Annotated in this window: 14 protein-coding genes; 7 read left to right on the top strand and 7 right to left on the bottom strand. The window is 58.1% G+C overall.

Going from position 1 to position 19,472, the window contains the following annotated elements; translation table 11 throughout:
* The coding region (locus IK083_03530) for a hypothetical protein (protein ID MBR4748628.1) at positions 1 to 188 on the top strand (188 nt) is incomplete at its 5' end.
* Positions 189 to 273: 85 nt separating this feature from the next.
* Positions 274 to 513 carry a hypothetical protein gene (locus tag IK083_03525; protein MBR4748627.1) on the top strand — a complete coding sequence of 80 codons (240 nt, stop codon included), beginning with the start codon at positions 274 to 276 and terminating at the stop codon, positions 511 to 513.
* On the opposite strand, the gene IK083_03520 is transcribed toward IK083_03525, so the two are convergent.
* Positions 486 to 1,673, bottom strand: coding sequence for a GNAT family N-acetyltransferase (locus IK083_03520; GenBank protein ID MBR4748626.1), 1,188 nt, complete (start codon positions 1,671 to 1,673; stop codon positions 486 to 488). The genes IK083_03525 and IK083_03520 overlap by 28 nt on opposite strands.
* Before the next feature lie 163 nt (positions 1,674 to 1,836).
* On the opposite strand from IK083_03520, the gene IK083_03515 reads away from it, so the two are divergent.
* From IK083_03515 to IK083_03505, 3 genes are read left to right on the top strand one after another with little or no spacing between them, the layout of a single operon-like run.
* Positions 1,837 to 2,505 (top strand): hypothetical protein, encoded by a 669-nt coding sequence (locus IK083_03515; protein ID MBR4748625.1) that lies wholly within the window; start codon positions 1,837 to 1,839, stop codon positions 2,503 to 2,505.
* Positions 2,502 to 3,152, top strand: a complete 651-nt coding sequence (locus tag IK083_03510; GenBank protein MBR4748624.1) for a ribonuclease HII — start codon at positions 2,502 to 2,504, stop codon at positions 3,150 to 3,152. The genes IK083_03515 and IK083_03510 overlap by 4 nt, the downstream gene beginning before the upstream one ends.
* Positions 3,153 to 3,512: a YraN family protein gene (locus IK083_03505; protein ID MBR4748623.1), complete on the top strand. Its 360-nt coding sequence runs from the start codon at positions 3,153 to 3,155 to the stop codon at positions 3,510 to 3,512.
* Here the strand turns inward: IK083_03505 and IK083_03500 are convergent.
* The 6 genes from IK083_03500 to IK083_03475 all read right to left on the bottom strand — a co-directional run bounded on the left by IK083_03500 (position 3,509) and on the right by IK083_03475 (position 15,034).
* On the bottom strand, positions 3,509 to 4,255 hold the full coding sequence (locus IK083_03500; GenBank protein MBR4748622.1) for a ComF family protein: 747 nt from the start codon (positions 4,253 to 4,255) through the stop codon (positions 3,509 to 3,511). The genes IK083_03505 and IK083_03500 overlap by 4 nt on opposite strands.
* A 43-nt stretch (positions 4,256 to 4,298) precedes the next feature.
* Positions 4,299 to 5,246: a ribose-phosphate pyrophosphokinase gene (locus IK083_03495; GenBank protein ID MBR4748621.1), complete on the bottom strand. Its 948-nt coding sequence runs from the start codon at positions 5,244 to 5,246 to the stop codon at positions 4,299 to 4,301.
* Positions 5,247 to 5,322: 76 nt separating this feature from the next.
* The gene (locus tag IK083_03490) at positions 5,323 to 5,967 is read right to left on the bottom strand and encodes an MBL fold metallo-hydrolase (protein ID MBR4748620.1); all 645 of its coding nucleotides are present in this window, start codon (positions 5,965 to 5,967) and stop codon (positions 5,323 to 5,325) included.
* Between the two features lie 43 nt (positions 5,968 to 6,010).
* Positions 6,011 to 9,106 carry an alpha-mannosidase gene (locus IK083_03485; protein ID MBR4748619.1) on the bottom strand — a complete coding sequence of 1,032 codons (3,096 nt, stop codon included), beginning with the start codon at positions 9,104 to 9,106 and terminating at the stop codon, positions 6,011 to 6,013.
* 98 nt (positions 9,107 to 9,204) lie between these two features.
* Complete coding sequence (locus tag IK083_03480; GenBank protein ID MBR4748618.1) at positions 9,205 to 12,114, bottom strand: alpha-mannosidase; 2,910 nt, start codon at positions 12,112 to 12,114, stop codon at positions 9,205 to 9,207.
* A 10-nt stretch (positions 12,115 to 12,124) separates the two neighbouring features.
* Positions 12,125 to 15,034, bottom strand: coding sequence for an alpha-mannosidase (locus tag IK083_03475; GenBank protein MBR4748617.1), 2,910 nt, complete (start codon positions 15,032 to 15,034; stop codon positions 12,125 to 12,127).
* 837 nt (positions 15,035 to 15,871) lie between these two features.
* On the opposite strand from IK083_03475, the gene IK083_03470 reads away from it, so the two are divergent.
* Positions 15,872 to 17,947: a hypothetical protein gene (locus IK083_03470; protein MBR4748616.1), complete on the top strand. Its 2,076-nt coding sequence runs from the start codon at positions 15,872 to 15,874 to the stop codon at positions 17,945 to 17,947.
* A complete protein-coding gene (locus IK083_03465) occupies positions 17,913 to 18,926 on the top strand; it encodes a hypothetical protein (GenBank protein ID MBR4748615.1) in 1,014 nt (337 codons plus the stop codon). Before IK083_03470 ends, IK083_03465 begins: the two co-directional genes overlap by 35 nt.
* Positions 18,927 to 19,472: the final 546 nt, after the last annotated feature.

Below are 19,472 nucleotides of genomic sequence, written 5' to 3'. Positions count from 1 at the left end.
AGTTACAGTATAAAATAGTAAAACCAAAGGAATCTCCGCCAAGGCCAATATCTACCCATATAGAGCATGCCATTGTTGTCGCAGAAAACGCTATCTCGAAAAATCCGGACAAATACGGCAAATACAAGGCCGAGTATGACGCTCTGGTCGCCGACGTGGAAGCCTTCATCGAAAAATACAGCGGATAAGCGACGCCGCAACAGTATAATTCACCCAAGGGACACACCCCGCTCTCATTGTGAGAGCGGGGGTTTTTATTGACAAGGAAAAGATATGGCAGTAATCAGAATCAAAGTTGACGGACACCTGACCCAGTGCGTCTCGGTGGAGCCCATGGCCACCGGCTCCGCCGGAGTGGACTCGGTGATCATAGACAGACTGGGCGGCGGCTGGGAGGGCTTCAGCCTTGCCGCTGCCTTCAAGACCGAAGCCGGAGAATACTATTCCGTAGTGGAGGGCAAGCTGCCCCGGCGGGCTCTCTGCCCTTACCCGGGGTCCATGCTGCTTCTGTAGGCTCCGTTCACGGGCATCAGGTCCCTGAGGAGCCCGGCGGCTTCCTCGCTGCAGGAGACGTAGTCCCGCCGGTTGTCCGGGCCGAGCTTTACCGCGCCGCAGTAGAGCTGTGAAAAGAGGCCGATGGACGTCTCCACCGGGTTCACCCCGGTGTAGCCGGCGATCCGGGGGCAGGGCCCGTCCCAGGTGACGGTAAACCGGTGGGGCTCCTCCTCAAAGGGGTCCTCGATGGAAAAGCTCAGGGTCCCGCTGTTCCGCGGCTTCAGCCAGACCAGGGCCCCGGCGGGGTCGTGGACCCGGAGCATGTGGCCGGACACGAGGGCGCGGCGGACCTGTCTGGGGTCGGGCATAGTGCGGAAAAAGTCGGTGTCCGGCGGCAGTCTGAAGTCAAAGCCCGTGTCGGGATACTCTTTGGTCAGGCTACCCATGAGCAGGCGCATGTCGGAGTGCCGGGTGTAGTATATCTCGGGTATCTGGAGATACCGGACGCCGTCTCTTTCCCTCTCACAGAAGATGCAGCCCGCCGACGGGCAGCCCTTGCTGTCTCTGATATACGCTCCCTTCAGCCCTCCGCGGGCAAACATGTCGGGATATTCGCGCCACCAAAACCGGCTGCGGACGTTGGAGCCGTTGTACCGGCAAAAGCTCCCGGCGTGGAGGGCGATGATATTCTCCGTGTCGGCTCCGCTTTCAAAAAACAGAGGGGCGGCCTCGCAGTCTGCGAAGGCCTCCGGCGAGGCGCTGCATTCCAGAGCGCTGCCGCCTATTTCCCAGCCGTATTTGCGATAAAAGAAGTAGGCAAAGGGCCACAGGCAGGAAAGGGGTATGCCCCTGTCCCGAAACCGCCGGTGGGTCTCTCTGAGGCACCCTTCCGCCATGCCCTGTTTTCTGAAGGCGGCGCGGGTGGCTACCAGACCTATGGAGGCCTGGGGCACCGGCACTTCGTCTATATACACCGGGCAGGGCGCCGCGCACAGCCCGGAGGCCGCAACGCAGTCCTCTGTGTCGGCGATAACGAGAAAATCCGAGCCGAAATATTTGCTGATAAAGCCGACCCGTCCGGAGGCCCCCGCCAGGCTGCCGGGGCCGAAGGCGGAAGCCATGCATCTCTTCAGCGCCAGCTCCTCCCGGGGAGTGGACGCGCTGTGAACGGTAAACATATATTGCTCCTTGTGATCTTGCGGCAGGGGCGGCTCGCCGCCCCGGTCTGTCTATATTATAGCACAAAAGCTTTCCCGCCGCTCCTTTTGGGTCCATATGTGCTATACTCATAATGGCGCTGCCTGCGGCAGCCAACAGAAAAGCATATTCGGAGGTGCCGGCATGCTGGTCGGCGGGACAAACAGAAGATATTACAGAGGCATCAGCGTTACGGGCGAGGGCGTTGCAGGGCCGGCCGATATACTCCTCTATAAAAAGGAAGATTTCATCGGGGATCCCCGGCCTGTATCCCTGATCCTGCGGCCGGGCGTCACGGGGCTGGAGCCGGGTTTTCTGGACGTGTTCCTCACCCTGAAGGAGCTGATCGCGGACGACACTGTCACACATATAGGTATGTCTGAGGCTGCCCGGGAGCTGCTGCGGGCAAACGGGACTGTGGTCCGCGGCCGGTGGGATTCCTATGCCGAAGAGTTTGCCCGGGAATACGGTCTGGGCTTTATGCACAGGGATATAGTCATTGCCGACGCGGGTGACTATTCCTCACGGGCAGGCAGAGACGTGGTCACCCTCTGCTTTTCCCCCGCAGGGAGCCCCTTCGTGGATATGGACAATTCCTGCGCCGGTTCCTCTGCCGGCAACAAAGGCGGCGGCAGCGTCAGCTGTGACCTGCCGGAGGATTTTTTTGAGACCATGTCGCCGGAGGACATAGCCGGTCTGTGCCCGGACATCTGTTATGACGCCATCGTGAACAGCGTGCAGCTGACAGAGTTCCTCCTGGGGGCCATGGACCGCGGCGGCTTCGCTTTTGGTCCGGGGGAGGGGAGCAAATGACGGACATATCTCAGAGAAAAGGAAAGCCCATGGAATACGAAAACAGCCTGAGGGCCCGGGGCATATATCCCGTGGCGGGAGTTGACGAGGCGGGCAGGGGGCCCGTGGCGGGTCCCGTGGTGGCCGCCGCGGTCATACTGCCCCCGGACGCGGACACGGAAGGCATAGACGACTCCAAGGCCCTGACTGAAAAACGCCGGGAAGCCCTCTATGACCGCATCTACGCCATGGCCGAAGGCGTGGGGGTGGGCATAGTGGAGCCGGAGGAGATAGATAGGCTGAACATCCTCCGCGCCACCCATCGGGCCATGGCCCTGGCGCTGGAAGGCCTGCCCGCGCTGCCGGCTCTCGCTCTGGTGGACGGACTGCCCGTGAAGGGCCTGCCCGTGGAGCACGAGGCCATAGTCAAGGGAGACAGCCTGATAAAGAGCATCGGCGCCGCCTCCATCATAGCCAAGGTGACCCGTGACAGGATCATGTATGAGCTGGACGCAAAATATCCGGCATACGGCTTCGCCGGACACAAGGGCTACTGCACCAGGCAGCACCTGGAAGCCATCAGGCGCTACGGGGTCCTGCCCTGTCACCGCAAGAGCTTTGAGCCTGTCAGGAGCCTGCTGGCCCCGGGACTCTTGGAGGGACTGTAGATGGACGCCGACAAAAAGACCATGGGCCGCGCCGGGGAAGACGCCGCCGCGGAATGGCTGGTCCTGCAGGGCTATGAGGTGCTCTACCGCAACTGGTACGGCAGCAAGGGGGAGCTGGATATCATATGCCGCAAGGGGGACACGGTGCACATTGTGGAGGTCCGCTGCCGCCGGGCCGGGTCCCGGGTGAGGGTGGAGGAGTCCATGGGCCGCAAAAAAATGGAGGCTCTCAGGGAGACCTGCGCCGAGTTTCTCTACGTGCACGGTCTGGGAGACTCCTTTGTGTCCGTGGATCTGGCAGTGTGCGAATACAGAGACGGCTCCGCCGCGGTCACCGATTTTTTGGAAAACGTCCTCTAAAGCAGCAGTATATGGCCGTGCCGCGGGGCGTAGCCCGAGTTGGCAAAGGTGACGCACCACACCCGGGCCCCTTCTTCGGACAGGAGCCGCGCCAGCTCGTTCATGGTGGCGCCGGAGGTGGTGACGTCGTCGCACACGACTATCTTTTTGCCCTTCAGTGTCCCGGAGACCCCGGGGCGGACCCTGAAGGTGCCGGCTATATTGGCTATCCTCTCCCGGTCCTCTCCGCCTATGGAAGCCTGGTTTTTGGAAAAGGACACCTTGTCAAACAGGCTCTCAAAGTCCAGCCCCCTCCTGCGGGCCACCAGCTTCCCCAGCAGCAGATTGTGGTCGTAGGTCCTGGTGAGCCGTTCCTTCAGGTGCATGGGCACACAGGTGACCAGCTCCGCGCCCCGGGGGAAAAAGCATCTCCTGTCTATCTGCTCCGCCATGTAGTCCACATACATATACGCTCCCGCATATTTGGCTCTCTTGACTATCCTGGCGGTGGCGGCGTTGTAGGCTGCGGCGGAGGTGAGGCGCACAAAGCGGGGGCGCAGGGCGGCGCAGGAGGCGCATATATTCCCGTCTCCGCCCCGGAGGGTGCCGGAGCACAGTTCGCAGCAGGGGGGCTCTATGAAGTCCAGATACTTTTCGCAGTCCGGGCAGACGGGGCTTTGGCTCGTCCTGCCGCAGACGGCGCAGTGGGTGGGAAAGAAAATGTGATCCCGCAGATAGTGCAGGGCTGACAAGAGCTGTGGCATGACAGAAAAAGCCGGCAAACCCCGTGGTTTGCCGGCGCTGATCTTATTTGAACAGGCTGGTGATGGGCACGTTGCTGTGTATCCTGCTGATGGCGTCAGCCAGGATGGGACCGCACTTGATGGTCTTGAACTTTTCGGGAGCCTCGGGCTTTCTGGGTATGGTGTCCAGAGTGATGATCTCCTTGATCTCGGGCCGGTCCAGCTTCTCGAAGCAATTGCCCGTAAAGAGGCCGTGGGTGGCCGCCACGTATATCTCCGGCTTGCAGCCGTTTTCGAGCAGGGTGTCCACGCACTCGTTGATGGAGCCGCCGGTGCGGATCATATCCTCGGTGATGATGGGTATCTTGCCCTTTACGTCGCCGGCCAGGTGGGATATGGAGGTCTCCATGTGGTCCGGGTGGAACTTGTAGCACACGGCGAGAGGGGCGCCTACCCGGCTGGATATCTGTCTGGTGTGCTTGGCGCGGCCTTCGTCCGGTGAGATGAATATGATGTTGTCCAGCTGTTTCTCGATGAAATAGTTGGAAAAGAGAGGGATGGCGGTCAGATGATCGACAGGTATGTTGAAAAAGCCCTGGATGGCTCCGGCATGGAGGTCCATGGACACCACTCTGTCTGCTCCTGCGGTGGTCAGCAGGTCGGCCACCAGCTTGGCGGAGATGGCTTCTCTGGGAGCGTCCTTCTTTTCCTGACAGGCGTAGCCGTAGTAGGGCATGACGCAGGTTATCCGGGCCGCCGACGCCCGCTTGAGAGCGTCCAGCATGATGAGCAGCTCCATGTAGTTTTTGTCAACGTCGGGAGGGCAGGTGGGCTGGACCACAAAGGCGTCCACGCCTCTGACGGAGTCTTCAAAACGGACGTAGCACTCGCCGTCGGAAAATCTCTTGATCACTGTCTTGCCCACCGATATACCCAGTTTGTCGGCAATATCCTCTGCCAGCTGGGGATGAGCGGTACCGCTGAATATTTTTAAGTCGCCGGGATAAACCACAATGTACTCCTGTCGGTGTCTCTGTGCGCAGAGATGTGTATCTACACTATAATTATAATGCTTTTTGCGGCGCTTTTCAAGAGATACAGTCCCTGATATAGGGGTTGGCGAGCCTTTCAAAGCCCACGGTGGTCACCTCGCCGTGGCCGGGATAGAGGGGCGTGTCGTCGGGCAGGGTGAGGATCTTGGAGGAGATGCTCTCCATCAGCTCCTCTCTGTTGCCTCCTTCAAAATCGTATCTGCCTATGGACAGGCGAAATATCACGTCGCCGCAAAAGGCTCCGGCGTCCGTGACGTACACCAGGCTCCCCCGGGAGTGCCCCGGGGCCTCCAGCACCCGTATCCCGATGCCTCCCGGCTCCAGCCGGTCCCCATCCCGCAGGTCCGTGTAACGGGAGGGCTGTCTGAAATCACTTTCCGCAAAGCCCCACATGAGGGCCTTGGGCTTCAGCATCTCCACGAGCTCTATGTCCCGGTGGTTCATATACACGGGGACAGCATATTTGTCTTCAAAAAAGCCCGCGCCGAAATTGTGGTCAAAATGTCCGTGGGTGATGAGTATGGCCTGCACCCGGGCCTGCAGCTCGCGGTCAACTATGTCCGTCACCCGGTCAAAGTCGCAACAGGGGTCCACCAGGACCGCATCGCCCGTGTCGGTGTTTTGCAATACGTAGGTGTTGGTCTCAAAAGGACCGGCGGTGATAAGTGTAGTCTTCAGCATATATATCCTTTCGGGGCTCCGTTGCCGGAGCCCCGTGTGTCTGTCAGAGCCGGAATACCAGCGTCTTGATCTCAAAGGGCCGGAAGGAGAGATGCACCGTGCGGCCGTCGGCGGCGGCGGGCTCCAGCTCTTCCTCCAGCAGGTTGGTGATGCTGGCGGAGGCAAAGTCAAAGCCGCACTCAAGGTCGCAGCAGACGCCGGTCTTCTCGGCCTCATACATGCGGACGGTGATGCCGCTGCCGTCCTCGGTCTTCTTGACTGCTTCCACGATCACGTTGGGCTTGCTCACGGAGAGCAGCCCCGCCGCCTCTGCCCGGACGCCCGGCGTTTCCACGGGGGCCTCGTTGAACTCGTAGGCGGGGCGGATGACGCTCTCTGCCGAGAAAGCGCCGTGAGGCAGCAGGGCATAGCGGAAGAAGTGTTCGCCGTTGTCTCCCCTGGGGTCGGGATGGGTGCCCGATTTCAGCAGGGTGAGGGACAGGTTCTTTTCCTCCGCGCTGAGGCCGTACTTGCAGTCGTTGATGAGAGCGCAGCCGAAGCCGGTCTCGCTGAGGTCGCTCCACTTGTGGTTGCACACCTCAAACCGGGCCACGTCGTCCAGCTGGTTCTTGTGAGTGGGCCTTTCGGCAAAGCCGTACTGTATCTCGCTCCTGGAATTGTCGCACAGTATGTCCAGGTCAAAGGAGGCCTTCAGCAGGGTGTGCTTTTCGTGCCAGTCCACCCTGGTGTCAAAGTCCACTCTGGGAGTGGCGGAGTGAAACACTATGTCCTGATCTATATAGGAGGCGCCGGCCACCTTCCAGCGGTTGCGGATGCGCAGCTGCAGAGGGCCGTCCGCCACGGTCTCCGAAGAGATGAGCGAGTAATCCGGGCTCATCTTGTTGGCCTGGTCCACGTCTATGTTCCAGTTGTCCCAGGCTTCGGGCACGTCCTCGCCGGACATGAAGGAGTTCAGCAGGCCGCCCTCGGGGACCAGCTCTCTGCCGGAAGGTTTGTCTATGAAGGAGCAGATGGCTCCGTTGTCGTCAAAGGTGACAGTGGCGAAGGGGGTCTCCACTACGCTGCCGGAGCAGACAAAGGGAGAGGCAAAGGCCGCGTCGCCCTTCCTGAGGGCTATGTCGGCGGCTCCCATGCCGGGAACGGAGGGGCCGCAGATCGCCAGGCGGGACTTGCCGTCTATGCCCTCTATACGCTGGCAGCAGCTGCCGTCGGCGGGCACCATGCCCTCGGGTGCGGACTCCAGGACTATCTCGCCCTCTCTGGGCCAGCTGAGGGTGTTGAAGAGGCTCAGGGAGTCCTCGCAGGGGGAGGACAGCTCTGTCAGGGCGCCCTTCGTAATGGCGTCGGCTCCCTGTATGACTTCGCCCACCTCGGCTATGGCCTGGTCGTTGACCTCTTTGATGGAGGAGCCGGGCAGAATGTCATGGAACTGGTTCATGAGGAGGGTCTTCCACATTTCCTCCAGCCTGTCGGCGGGATAGGCGGCTCCGGTCTTCATCTCGGCGATGACTCCGGCCAGTTCCGCCGCCCTCAGGGCAAACTCGGCGCGCCTGTTGTTCTTCTTGATGGCCGATATGGAGGTGAGGGTGCCTCTGTGGCATTCCAGATACAGCTCGCCGGACCAGACGGGGAAGGGCTCTTCCCTTTCGGCCAGGGAGTCCATAAAGGCTCCCACGGTGGTGTGGGAGGAGGTGGGGCAGCCTTCCAGGTCGGCGCAGCGCCGGGCCACCTCTATCATCTCCGCCATAGGGCCGCCGCCTCCGTCGCCGTAGCCGTAGGAGACCAGCCGCCGGTCCTGATTGTCCTTGTTCTTCAGGTTGTTCCAGGTGCCTATGAAGGTGTCGGGGCTGGGCCAGCAGTGTATGATGTTGAAGTGGGACAGCACCGAGGTGCCGTCTATGCCCTTCCAGGTGAAGGTGTCATAGGGATGGCGGGTGGTGTCGTTCCAGGCTATCTTGGTGGTGCAGAAATAGGGCATGTCCGCCAGCTGCAGGAGCTGGGGCAGGGAGCCGCTGTAGCCGAACACGTCGGGCATCCACAGAGTGTTGGCCTTGTAGCCAAACCACTTCATGGTGTATTTCTGGGCCATGATGAGCTGACGGGCCAGGGCTTCGCCGGAGGGTATGTTGCAGTCGGGCTCCACCCACATTCCTCCGTTGGACTCGTAGCGGCCCTCGGCGGCTCTCTTCTGTATGCCCTCAAATATGGAGGGATACAGGTCCTTGATCTTCTCGGTCTGGGCCGGGGAGGACTGGACAAAGATGAACTCGGGATATTCGTCCATGAGGCTCAGGGCCGAGGAGAAGGTGCGGGCGCACTTGCGCCAGGTCTCCCGGGAGGGCCACAGCCAGGCCGTGTCCATGTGGGAATGGCCCACTATGCCCATATAGGGCATGGTGTCGCCGTTCTTTTTGGACAGCTGCTCCTTCAGGATGGCGTCAGCCTGCCGCAGCTTGGGGCGCCAGGAGGCTTCGCCCTTTTCGTCGGGATACATGTCCACTATGTTGTACACCTTCACCAGCTCCCGCAGGATCACGTTTCTTCTGAGGGAGTTGGGGTCCATGGCAGTGAGCAGCATCCGCAGGGTCATGAAGTCATAGACGAACTCGCTGACGTCCTCCCGTTCCAGCAGCAGCTCGGTGCCGCCGAAGGTCTTGCACTTGTCCTGAACGTAGGTGGGGGCGTCCGTGGGCATGCAGTTGGGGCAGAAGTGGCCCGAATAGGCCTCAAAGGCCAGGTCTATCTTTTCCCCTTCCCGGGCGCAGAGGGTCACCAGACGCACGGGATGATTGACGTCAAAGACTCCCTTGTATTCCCCGTTGGCTATGAACAGGGATTCGCCGTCCGTGTTGGCCCGGACGAACAGCTTGCGTCCGGCGGCCGCCGCCGGCACCGTGAAGCTGCCGCAGAACCAGGCGGTGATCCAGTCTCCGCCCCACTTGGTGCCCTTGGGGGCGTCGGCGAACTCCACTCCCGGCTCCCCGAGAGGCGCCTGTCTGTAGTGGATGTCCTTCAGCTCTGTGTATTGCATAGGCACTTCGCACAGCTTCTCATACCGCAGGTCCGAATAGCGCTGCTGTATCTGATTCAGCTTCGAAAATACCTGATTTGATATAGGCAGGATAGCCCTTTTTTCCATGATATTTCTCCGATGTAGTTATATAAAAAGAAGTGCAGTAATACGGCGCTTCGGTGTGTACCCGATCACTATATTACTGCGCTTCACCCATGCCGGGTCTATTTGATGATGACCGTGGTGTTGCTGTAAGCCTTCAGCTCTACCGTGAGCTTGCCGCCTTCGATGGCGGCGGTGTTTGCGGGCAGAGGCCGCTCCAGCACGTCCGCTTCGTATGCGGTCTTGGCGTCTTCGGCCAGTCCGCACAGGCAGATCTCTGCCTTGGTGTCCTTGCCGCAGAGCTCGTAGAGCCTGATCACCATGCCCTCGCCGCTTTCGCAGGGCTTCAGGGCGGCTATGTTCACGTTGTCGGTGAGGACAGCGCCAAAGCTCTTGCAGGTGGGCAGGTCGCCGTCCTGAACGGGCACGGACACTATCTTCACGGGGTTGTTGAAGTCTTCGCCGTCTCTCACGGCCTTGACCGGGTCGTAGGCCTTGTCGTCAAACACCATGCTGTATTCTATCTCGTGGTCGCCCATCTCGGGATAGGGATCCGGAGCGTAGCTGGACCGGAGCAGAGTCAGGCTGATGGTGTCGTCCTGGCACCGGTGTCCGTATTTGGACCGGTTCACCAGAGTGACGGACTTGTCCTTGCCGGAGAGGTTCATCCACTTGAGAGCGGGGACCTCCTGGGCCGACTGTATCCTCTCCATGGCGCCGAAGGGTATCTCGTAATGCAGAGCCCCTCCCATGAAGTTGGCCGGGAAGTAGGCCCGCAGGGTGGGGATGCCCTTCTGACCGTCGCCCACCTCGAACCAGCGGGTGCGGCAGACGAAATCTACCTTGCGGGAGTTCTTGCCGAGAGAGGTGTCCAGACACACCACGGAGTCCTCTACCTTGAACTCGGCTCTGATGGTCACCAGATTGGGCCCGTTTTTGAATATCCTGAAGTTGCCGTCTTCGAGAGGCTTGCGGGTCTTGATGGGGGACAGATTCCAGGCGGGCATGCCGTTGGGGGCCTCCACCTGATATTCCACCACGCCCAGCTTGGCGCCCTGCTTCACGTATTCAAAGCCGGTCTCCTTGTCTATGACGCTGACCAGAGAGGCGCTGGGGGCGTGCACCTTGACCCGGAGATACTTGTTCTCCAGAGTGTAGCAGCCGTCCATGGGGGGCTGTCCGTCGCCGCGGAAGCTCTTGTCGCCCACGTCGGTGTAGCACTTGAGGTCGTCGGGGTCCGCTTCGATGCTGTCGCCGGTATCCACCACGAAGACCTTGTAGCCCAGAGCGGGGATGTCTTTGGCCTCGAACACAAAGGCGTCGTATTTGTGGAACCAATAAAAGTCGCAGTGGTCCACGAACTGAGCCCTGACCTTGTTGCCCGCCTCGTCATACACGAACACGTTGTTCACGTCCAGCTTTTTGTTCCACACCTTGACGGTGACCAGCTCGGACCGCTTCCAGGGCTTGGGGTTGTAAACCAGGATGGGAGCGGCGCTGTCGCCGGACATGCCCGCGGTGGTGGGGCCGTAGGCGTCATACTGCAGGGTGTTGGTCGCGGGCGAGGGGCTGGTGGCAAAGCCGCTTTGCAGCTTGCCGTGCTCTGCCGTGCCTGCGCCGAAGGAATCGCCGATGCTGCCGGCCTTGGCCTTGTCCACCAGGGTCTTGGTGGCCAGCCGGGCTCCCAGGTCTCTGAAGCTCTGGTTTTGAGCGGCGGAGGTGGTGGTCATCACTTCCTGGAAGGAACCCTGGGCGTAATTGTATGTGGCCCTCACGCCGGAGCCGGGGAACACGTCGTGGAACTGGCTGAACAGGGCCCGCTGCCACGCCGCTTCGAACTGCTCCTGAGGATACTCGGTCCCCGCAGCCTTGCCGGCTATGAGGGAAAGGGTCTCCGCAGAGGGCAGCTCTATCTCGCTGTAGCGGTTGGCGTATTTGATGTTGGCCTGGCTGGTGTAGCAGCCCTCAAACACGAAGTTGCGCTCTTCTTCTATGACGGGCAGCTTGCTCTTGTCCACGGAGTTTTCTATGGCCGAATAATACTCGTCGGCAGTGGAAAAATCTATCCGGGGCAGGATGGGATAATTGTCTCTGTATTCCAGCAGGTTCTTGATCTGCACTCTGGTGGGGCCGCCGCCGTGGTCGCCCCAGCCGTAGCACCACATGAAGTCACGGACTCCCTGCTCAAAGCAGCCAGAGATGTAGCGGCAGAAGCAGTCAAAGACACTCTTGTCTATGTTGCCGTTGTAGCCGCCGGGATCCCGGAGGGTCAGCAGCTCGCTGCCGTCTTTGGACTTCCAGATGAACAGGTCGGGCTTGTCGTAGGGCCGGGTGTGATAATACCGGGTGACTCCGCCCTTGGTCATGATGGAGGGGATGGTGGCCGCATGGCCGAAGATATCGGCGGACCAGTCCACCTTTACGTCCTCGGGCTCCAGATCATAATACTTCTTCAGATAGCGGCGGCTGTAGAGCATATGGCGGCACAGGGCTTCGCCGGAGGCGCAGTTCTTTTCGCCCTCCACCCAGTTGGAGGCTGTGCACTCCCAGTTGCCGGACTTGATCCTCTTGCGTATCTTGTCCGCCACCGCGGGGAAATAGTCCTGCATGGCCTTGTAGAGAGACACCTGGCTCTGGCTGAACTTGGCCTCGGGAAACTCGTCCATGAGCTTGTCCACGGTGTAAAAGGTGTCGTGGGCGTCGTTGGCCGTCTCGGGCCAGGACCACATCCAGTTCATGTCTATATGGGCGTGGCCTATGCAGTGTATCTTGTAGGTCTTGGCTTCCCGGCCTATGGGCGCCAGGATTTCCAGGACTTCGCCGTAATCCTGTCCGCCTTCACCGGCTATCCGGCCGGTCAGCTCGGCGGCCTTTTCCAGTATGGGGGTCCATTCCTTGTCTTTCTTTATGGCCCGCATAAAGTTTTTGGCAAAATCCAGCTGAAACATTATCTTGCCAAGCCCGGAATACTTGTCGGTCTTGACCGTGTCTATATACTTGTTCAGAGTATATAATGTAGAATCTAATGACATGTTCGTATCCTTATTTTATAATCACGGTAGTGTTGGCCCAGGCCTTCAGGTCCAGGGACAGGATGCCCTTTTCCACCACGGCCGTGCTCGTGTCTGCCTGTCTTTCCAGCATGTCCGCCTCGTAAGCCGCCGCAGCGCCGGGGCAGATGCCCGAAACGTCTATCTGTACCCGGCCGTCCCTGCCGCAGAGTTCATAGATGCGGATGAGGGTCCCGGAGCCGTCTTCGGTCTTCTTGATGGCCGCCACGTTGACGTTGTCGGAGAGGATGCTGCCAAAGCTCTTTTCCGCCGGCAGCGAGCCTGCCTGAACGGGGGCCGACACCGGAGTCAGAGGATTGTTGAAGTTCTCGCCTTCCCGCACTGCGCGGGTGACGTCAAAGGGCTTGTTGTCAAACACCACAGAGTATTCGATCTCGTGGTCGCCGGTCTCGGGATAGGGATCCGGAGCGTAGCTGGACCGGAGCAGGGTCAGGCTGAGAGTGTCGTCCTGGCAGCGGTGGCCGTGCTTGGCCTTGTTGACCAGGGTCACGCTGTGCTTGTCGTCGGACAGGCTGACCCACTTCAGAGCGGGGATCTCCTGAGCGGACTGCTCTCTCTCCTCGTAGCCGAAGGGGATCTCGTAGCGGAATTTGCCGCCCGCAAAGCCCGTGGGGAAGTAGGCCCGCAGGGTGGGGATGCCCTTCTGGCCGTCGCCTATCTCAAACCAGCGGGTGCGCACGGTGAAGTCCACCTTGCGGCTGCCCTTGGTCAGGCTGGTGTCCACCGCCACGAAGGACTTGTTGACCTTGAATTCCGCCCTCAGGGTGATGAGGTTGGGCCCGTTCTTCAGGATGCGGAAATTGCCGTCCGCAAGAGGTCTGCGGGTCTTGACGGGAGACAGGTTCCAGGCAGGCATGTTGTTGGGAGTCTCTTCCTGATATTCCACCAGGCCCAGCTTGCAGCCGGGCTTCACGTAGTTGAAGCCGGTCTCCTTGTCTATGACGCTGACCACCGAGGCGCTGACCGCGTCCACAGTGACCTTCAGATATTCGTTTTCGATGATGTATTCGCCGTTCATGGGAGGCTGTCCGTCGCCCCGCAGGAACTTGTCGCCCACGTCGCTCTTGATGGACAGGGCGTTGGGGTCGGCCTCGATGGAGTCGCCCGTGTCGAAGACATAGACCTTGTAGCCGAGAGCGGGGATGTCTTTGGCCTCGAAGACGAAGTCATCGTAGTAGTGGCCGTTGTAGCCGCAGCGCTCTATGTGCTGGCATTTGACCTTGCTGCCCGAGGCGTCGTAGGCAAATACGTTGTTGCGGTCGGCCTGCTTGTTCCACACCTTGGCGTGGACCGTCTGGGAGCGCTTCCAGGGCTTGGGGTTGTAAACCAGGATGGGAGCGGCGCCCTCGCCGGAAAGCCCCAGGGTGGTGGCGCCGAAGGAGTCATAGGCCAGAGTGTTGCAGCCGGGGTGGGGCATAACGGTATAGCCGGACATCTGCCTGCCGTGCTCCGCAGCCCCCGCGCCCAGGTCGTCGCCTATCTTGCCGGCCTTGGCTCCGGCCACCAGAGAGGCCGTGTCAATATTCTGGCTGATGAGGCGTATGGCCTGATTCTTCACCGAGGAGGTGGCTGTCATGACCTCCTGGAAATTGTGCTGAGCGTAGGCGTAGGTGGCCCGCACGCCGGAGCCGGGGAATATGTCGTGGAACTGGCTGAACAGCATCCGCTGCCAGGCGTCTTCAAAAAGGGCCTGGGGATATTCGTAGCCGGACACGGCTCCCGCCAGGACCGCCAGAGTCTCGGCAGAAGGCAGCTCTGCCTCGGAGATGCGGTTGGCGTATTTCACGTTGGCCTGGCTGGTGTAGCAGCCTTCGAACACGAAGTTGCGCTGCTCCTCTATGACGGGGAGCTTGGCCCGGTCCACGGTGTTTTCTATAGCGGAATAGTATTCGTTGCTGGTGGAAAAGTCCACCTGAGGCAGAATGGGATAGTCTTTGAACTCTATGAGCTTTTTGATCTGGGCTCTGGTAGGGCCGCCGCCGTGGTCGCCCCAGCCGTAGCACCACATGAAGTCACGGACTCCGAACCCGTGATTGTTCTTGATGTGGGCGTTGAAGCAGTCAAACATGCTCTGGTCGATGTCGCCGCTGTAGCCGCCGGGATCCCGGAGGGCCAGCAGCTCGCTGCCGTCCTTTGACTTCCATATGAAGAGGTCGGGCTGATCGTAGGGGCGGGAGTGATAGTAGCGGGTGACTCCGCCCTTGGTCATGATGGAGGGGATGGTGGAGGCGTGGCCGAATATGTCGGCGGACCAGTCCACCTTTACGTCCTCGGGCTCCAGACCGTAATACTTTTTCAGATAGCGGCGGCTGTAGAGCATATGGCGGGCCAGGGATTCGCCGGCCACGTTGTTCTTTTCGCCTTCTACCCAGTTGGAGGCAGTGCACTCCCAGTTGCCGGACTTGATCCTCTTGCGTATCTTGTCCGCCAGGGCGGGGAAGTGGTCCTGCATGGCCTTGTAGAGAGACACCTGGCTCTGGCCGAATTTGGCTGAGGGAAACTCGTCCATGAGCTTGTCCACGGTGTAAAAGGTGTCGTGGGCGTTGTTCACAGTCTCGGGCCAGGACCACATCCAGTTCATGTCTATATGGGCGTGGCCCAGACAGTGCACCTTGTAGTTCTTGGCCTCCTTGCCTATGGGCGCCAGGATGTCTTCCACCCTGCCGACCGCGTCGCAGGAAATGCAGCCCTTGCCCAGAGCGTCCGTCAGCTCGGAGCAGGCAGAGGCTATCACTTCCGACCATTCGGGCTTGCCCAGAGCGTCCATAAAGCCCTTGGCAAAGCCTATTTCCAGCATGATCCGCCGGACGGGAGCGCTGTTCGCTTCCTTTGACGCCTCTATACTCTGCCTGAGGGTATAGAGGGTTGAATCTAATGACATAACTAACCTCGCAGTCAATATACTGTTCCGCTGTCGCGGTTCATAAGTATTTTAACACAATCGGGAGGGCTTTTGCCCTGAGCCCGAAAAAAATATATATATTTTTTCAGGCCCTCCCCGGCGGGCGGAGACACGTCATCCCGGCGCACCCCTCCGCGTCATCCTGCCAATCCCGCGTCATCCCGGTGGAACCCCGCGTCATCTCGGCGGTGAGGGCAGAACGCCCTCACCGGTAAGAGATCCCGGGGTCCCCTAAAAATCGCAGATTTTTTGGGGTGGTCTGTGGGGGCACCGACGGCCGTAGGCCGGGGGGCCGTATAAGGCGGAGAGGAGCACCGGCGGTCGGGACCCCGTCATTATACCCCACAACATCTCACGATTTTGCGGGGGCCCAGTCATTTCGCCGGTTGAGACAGTTCTTCTCGTCATCTCGGTGCGCGTTTGTGATGCGTCGGCAGGGGCTCTGCGCCTGCCGACGCATCACAATTATTAATTGCTTTGGGCGGGCGCTCCCGCGCCCGCCCAAAGCAATTTTTCCTGCGGCAGGATGCCTCCTCGCGGGTGGACGATCACTTTGTCCCTGTGGGTCTGACAGTGGCGGGGGCAGGCGGCTCTGTTGTTCGGGATATCTTACCGGTGAGTGCCCTTTGCCCTCACCGCCGAGATGACGCGGGGCGGCTTGTCGCCGATATGATGTTAGTGATGAACGGGACAAAGGCGGAGCGCCGGAGAGGAAGCCGCAAGCCCCGGGATTTTCTGCAAAAAAACAATGTGACGCTTGACAAAAAAATGAGAATATTATATAATTAGCTAAATACTATTTGACGGAGGCCAAAGATGAAACTGTATTATGATAAAAAGCTAAAACACGGTCCGCCGAAAGTTCCGGCGATAGGCTTGGCCGTTGCGCTGACATTTTTGCTGCAGGTGTGCGCTTGGTGTCAGCTGCAGCCTTACGCCGAGTATTCTCCTGTTCAGCCGGGGCCCTCGGGCACTTTGGCAGAAAAAATAGCGAGAGGCGTGTTTATTTGTCTGCCTTATAGCGGCGATCTGTTCTGGCCGCTGGACCAAAAGTTCACTTCTTTTGCCGGACTTAAAGTGTCATCTGACAACGGACATTACAATCTGGTCATCCCCAGGGACGGCAATACGGATGAGCTTGTTAATTTTGCAGACACCGATTATTCTGTCTTAAACAATTATTACACCCCTTTCAGTCTTGACAGCGAGTATCGGTATTCCTTCAACGGCGATCCTGTTTATCCTCACGCATACGAGACTACACGCTACAGCTTTGCTCCTTACAGGGTACTCACCCGAAATTATTACAGGGCTCCTGTGGACAAATATGATATAACCTGCAGTTATTATGATTTGGGCGAGGTCCCCGAGGGCTGCAGCGGCACCGTGGCAGATACTAATGGGTCTTTTGATTACAAGCTGTATATAGTCGATTTTACCGAGCAGGCCAGAATACTCCCATGTAATAATAATACGGCTGTTCCCATCAGTCTGACCTATTCTCCTTCGCCTCTGCCCAATCTTTCCTGTTTGTCCATAAGCGTGGAGTGGGAAGGGACCGATTCCTGTCTGTATGAAGACAGCGCCTGTCAGTCAGTGATCACCGGGGCAGCCAACACAAAGACCTGGAGCGCAGCGACCGCTCCTCAATACATATACTTTAAAAAACCGGCCGGCGATATAAATGCAAGGCAGTATGTGATCTCTCTCAAAGCGACAGCTGGCGGAATGACACAGATCCTTGCTGTCAAGAAGCTGCAGTCGGAGGGCGGCTTTGCTGTGAGACAGGTAAACGGCGGCACAAATACTGACGGTGACCTCAGCGGCTGGTGGACCGGCAGCTATGCTCTGTATGATGCTGTGGAGTGGCAGGACAACTCTTCTCCGTATGACGGCGAGGCAGATGACAAGCCAGGCCCCGTTACTTATACCGACGTGAACAGGCCTCTCCTTTACAGGACCGGCGGCTACTTTGTTATTCAGAACGTAAAGATCAGCCACGGCGACCAGGTGACCTACTCTCCTTCGGATTATTATCTGAACGCCGTTGCGGATAACGGGATGCTGAACGTGTCCGTTTCGACCTTTACCGATTCAAACGGGGTGATAGACGGAAGCGGCTTTCAGGGAAGCATGTTCAACGCCGTCTATTGCAAGGACGTCCGTATTCGCTGGAGGCTGATCCCGATAAACGGGGGCAGCGCCATTGATATAGGCGAGACGAAGCACAAGGTGTATGCTATCCGCGGAGACGTGACGTCCGTTCCTATACCCTATCACACTCTGGTGGATCTGAGCTGCGGAGCGGCAAGAGGGCTGAGTACAGACAGCGATGTGAGAAATGCTGTGTGGGAAAAGGTCCGGAGCCTGCATCTCATAAGGGAAGACGGCGGCGACGCGTTTAAATATTGGGGAACGGAAGCAAGACAATTCAACATAGACACCGCAGAATTGTTGATACATTGCCGTGACGGCAGGTGTAACGCATGGTCTGATTTTATTAACAAACTATGCGCTGTTATGGGATTGGCATCTGGTGAACTCCGTGTCAGGCCGAATAATTACGAGGGGCTTAATGATCAAAATGAATATGTTATTATTTACCAAGGGGAGGTTATAAGCAGCAACCCGCCTATTGATGTAGGAATAGGTCAAATGTCCAGCGAGTACCAAGGCGGAACACGTGTTGATTCAGGATTTAATCTTCATTATATCAATACGGTAAACGCCTTTTATTGTGATGCAAGCTGCGGTTCTGCTATGTGTTTCACTAAAACGGAGTTTGCAAGGAAGTATCTGAAGTTAGTTTATTATGATTCGAGCGGACAAGAAAAGACCGTATCAGGAGACAAATTAGATGAATATTGTTTTACATGGGAGGATGTTGAGTAAAATGACCAGGTTATTTGTTGTTGCAGCTATATGCTTTATATCTGCTGCGTTTTTGCTGACGACTGGCGTTTTTTCAGTTGAATCCGGGGGAGGCAGTCTGAAAACGGGAGTGGTCTCTATCGGAACGGACTCAATGGGCCACAAGCTCGACATATACAGTTACAAGGAAGCACTGCCCAAGCATATTCCGGATATCAGGATATATTCTACCTTTATAATGGAATACGACACTTATACCGAGTATGAACACGATTTATATTATGATCGTGAACATGAGCAGGGTATAGTGGCCTATTATGATGATATCAGGAATAAGCATATTGATTATTTTACCCGGCTGTATCTCGATGATGATTCTCTCTTTGCAAAAAAACATGCGCTGGTCGATCACAGGGTTTTGAGCGATGGCTTTTCTTTGGATACGTATGATATTTCGGATCAGGCCCGTGAGTATGAAAACAAGACTTATCGCTTTAAAGGAGCAGTTTATCTGGACAACCTGGAAGTCCTTAAAGACGGAGGCAAAACTGTCTGGGTGTCTGCCCGGAGAAGCTTTCTGGATGTGACGAGAAGCGGCAATGGATATGTGGTATTAAGCAACGGCGGAGTTGATTATGTCAGTTTTGAAGGTGGGAAGCGCGTTTCGGATTACTATGTCAAGCCGTTTACCGGAGCAGATTATCCTTATGAGGCAAAGCGTGCCGACAAGGAAATGTCCGGACGAATGCTGACCGACAACATTGCAAGAATAGAATATCCTAACGGCTGTCTGACTCATTGGAAGATCAAGCTGACAAAAGAAGAGTGTGACAGAAATATAGATGGCATAGAGATCGATGTTCCAAACCACCAAAAATCCCGCGCTTCTGTTGTGTGGTACAATGGTGTGGGTTATGAATTGAACAAAAAGCAAGGCGTCTGCCGCTTACTCGCCTGGGATTTCAACGCCGACCAGAGAAAGGAACCCTCTTACAAATAAATGCGCGTGTTCGTCACAGTGTCGGCAGCTCTGATCATTTCCGCGCCGCCGCAAAGGAATAAATAATAAAGCGTTGCGGCAGGCCTTTCGGCCTGCCGCAACGCGCCTTTCCGCGCAAAGCCTGCGGCTTTGCAGAGGAAAACGGACCGCCCGGTCGCAGAAGAGGCTGCGCCCCATCCACCACGCTGATACTGGCTCGCGTTAGTGTGCCTCGGCAGGCGCGCTGCGCCTGCCGAGGCACAATATTTTTATTATGCCTTTCGCGGGCGCAACGCGCCCGCGAAAGGCATCCCTTCTCCGAAATGACAGGATATTGAACGGGACAAAGGCGAAGCGAAAACCCCGGCGGAAAGTATGTTATAATGGAGTGGCGGCGGGGCGCGGCAGAGCGCCGGCGCACGCAGCGCCGCCGGGAGGATCGATATGCGGCTGTTTGCGGCCATACTGTTTGACGAAGAGCTGCACTGCGCTCTGGAAGGATATGCGGACGAGTTGAAGAGGAGGGGGGCGAGAGGCCGTTTTACGCTCCGGGAAAACCTGCATCTT

The sequence above is a fragment of the Abditibacteriota bacterium genome, from assembly GCA_017552965.1.
Lineage (GTDB): Bacteria > Armatimonadota > UBA5829 > UBA5829 > UBA5829 > RGIG7931.
This window is presented reverse-complemented; position numbering and strand designations above follow the sequence as displayed.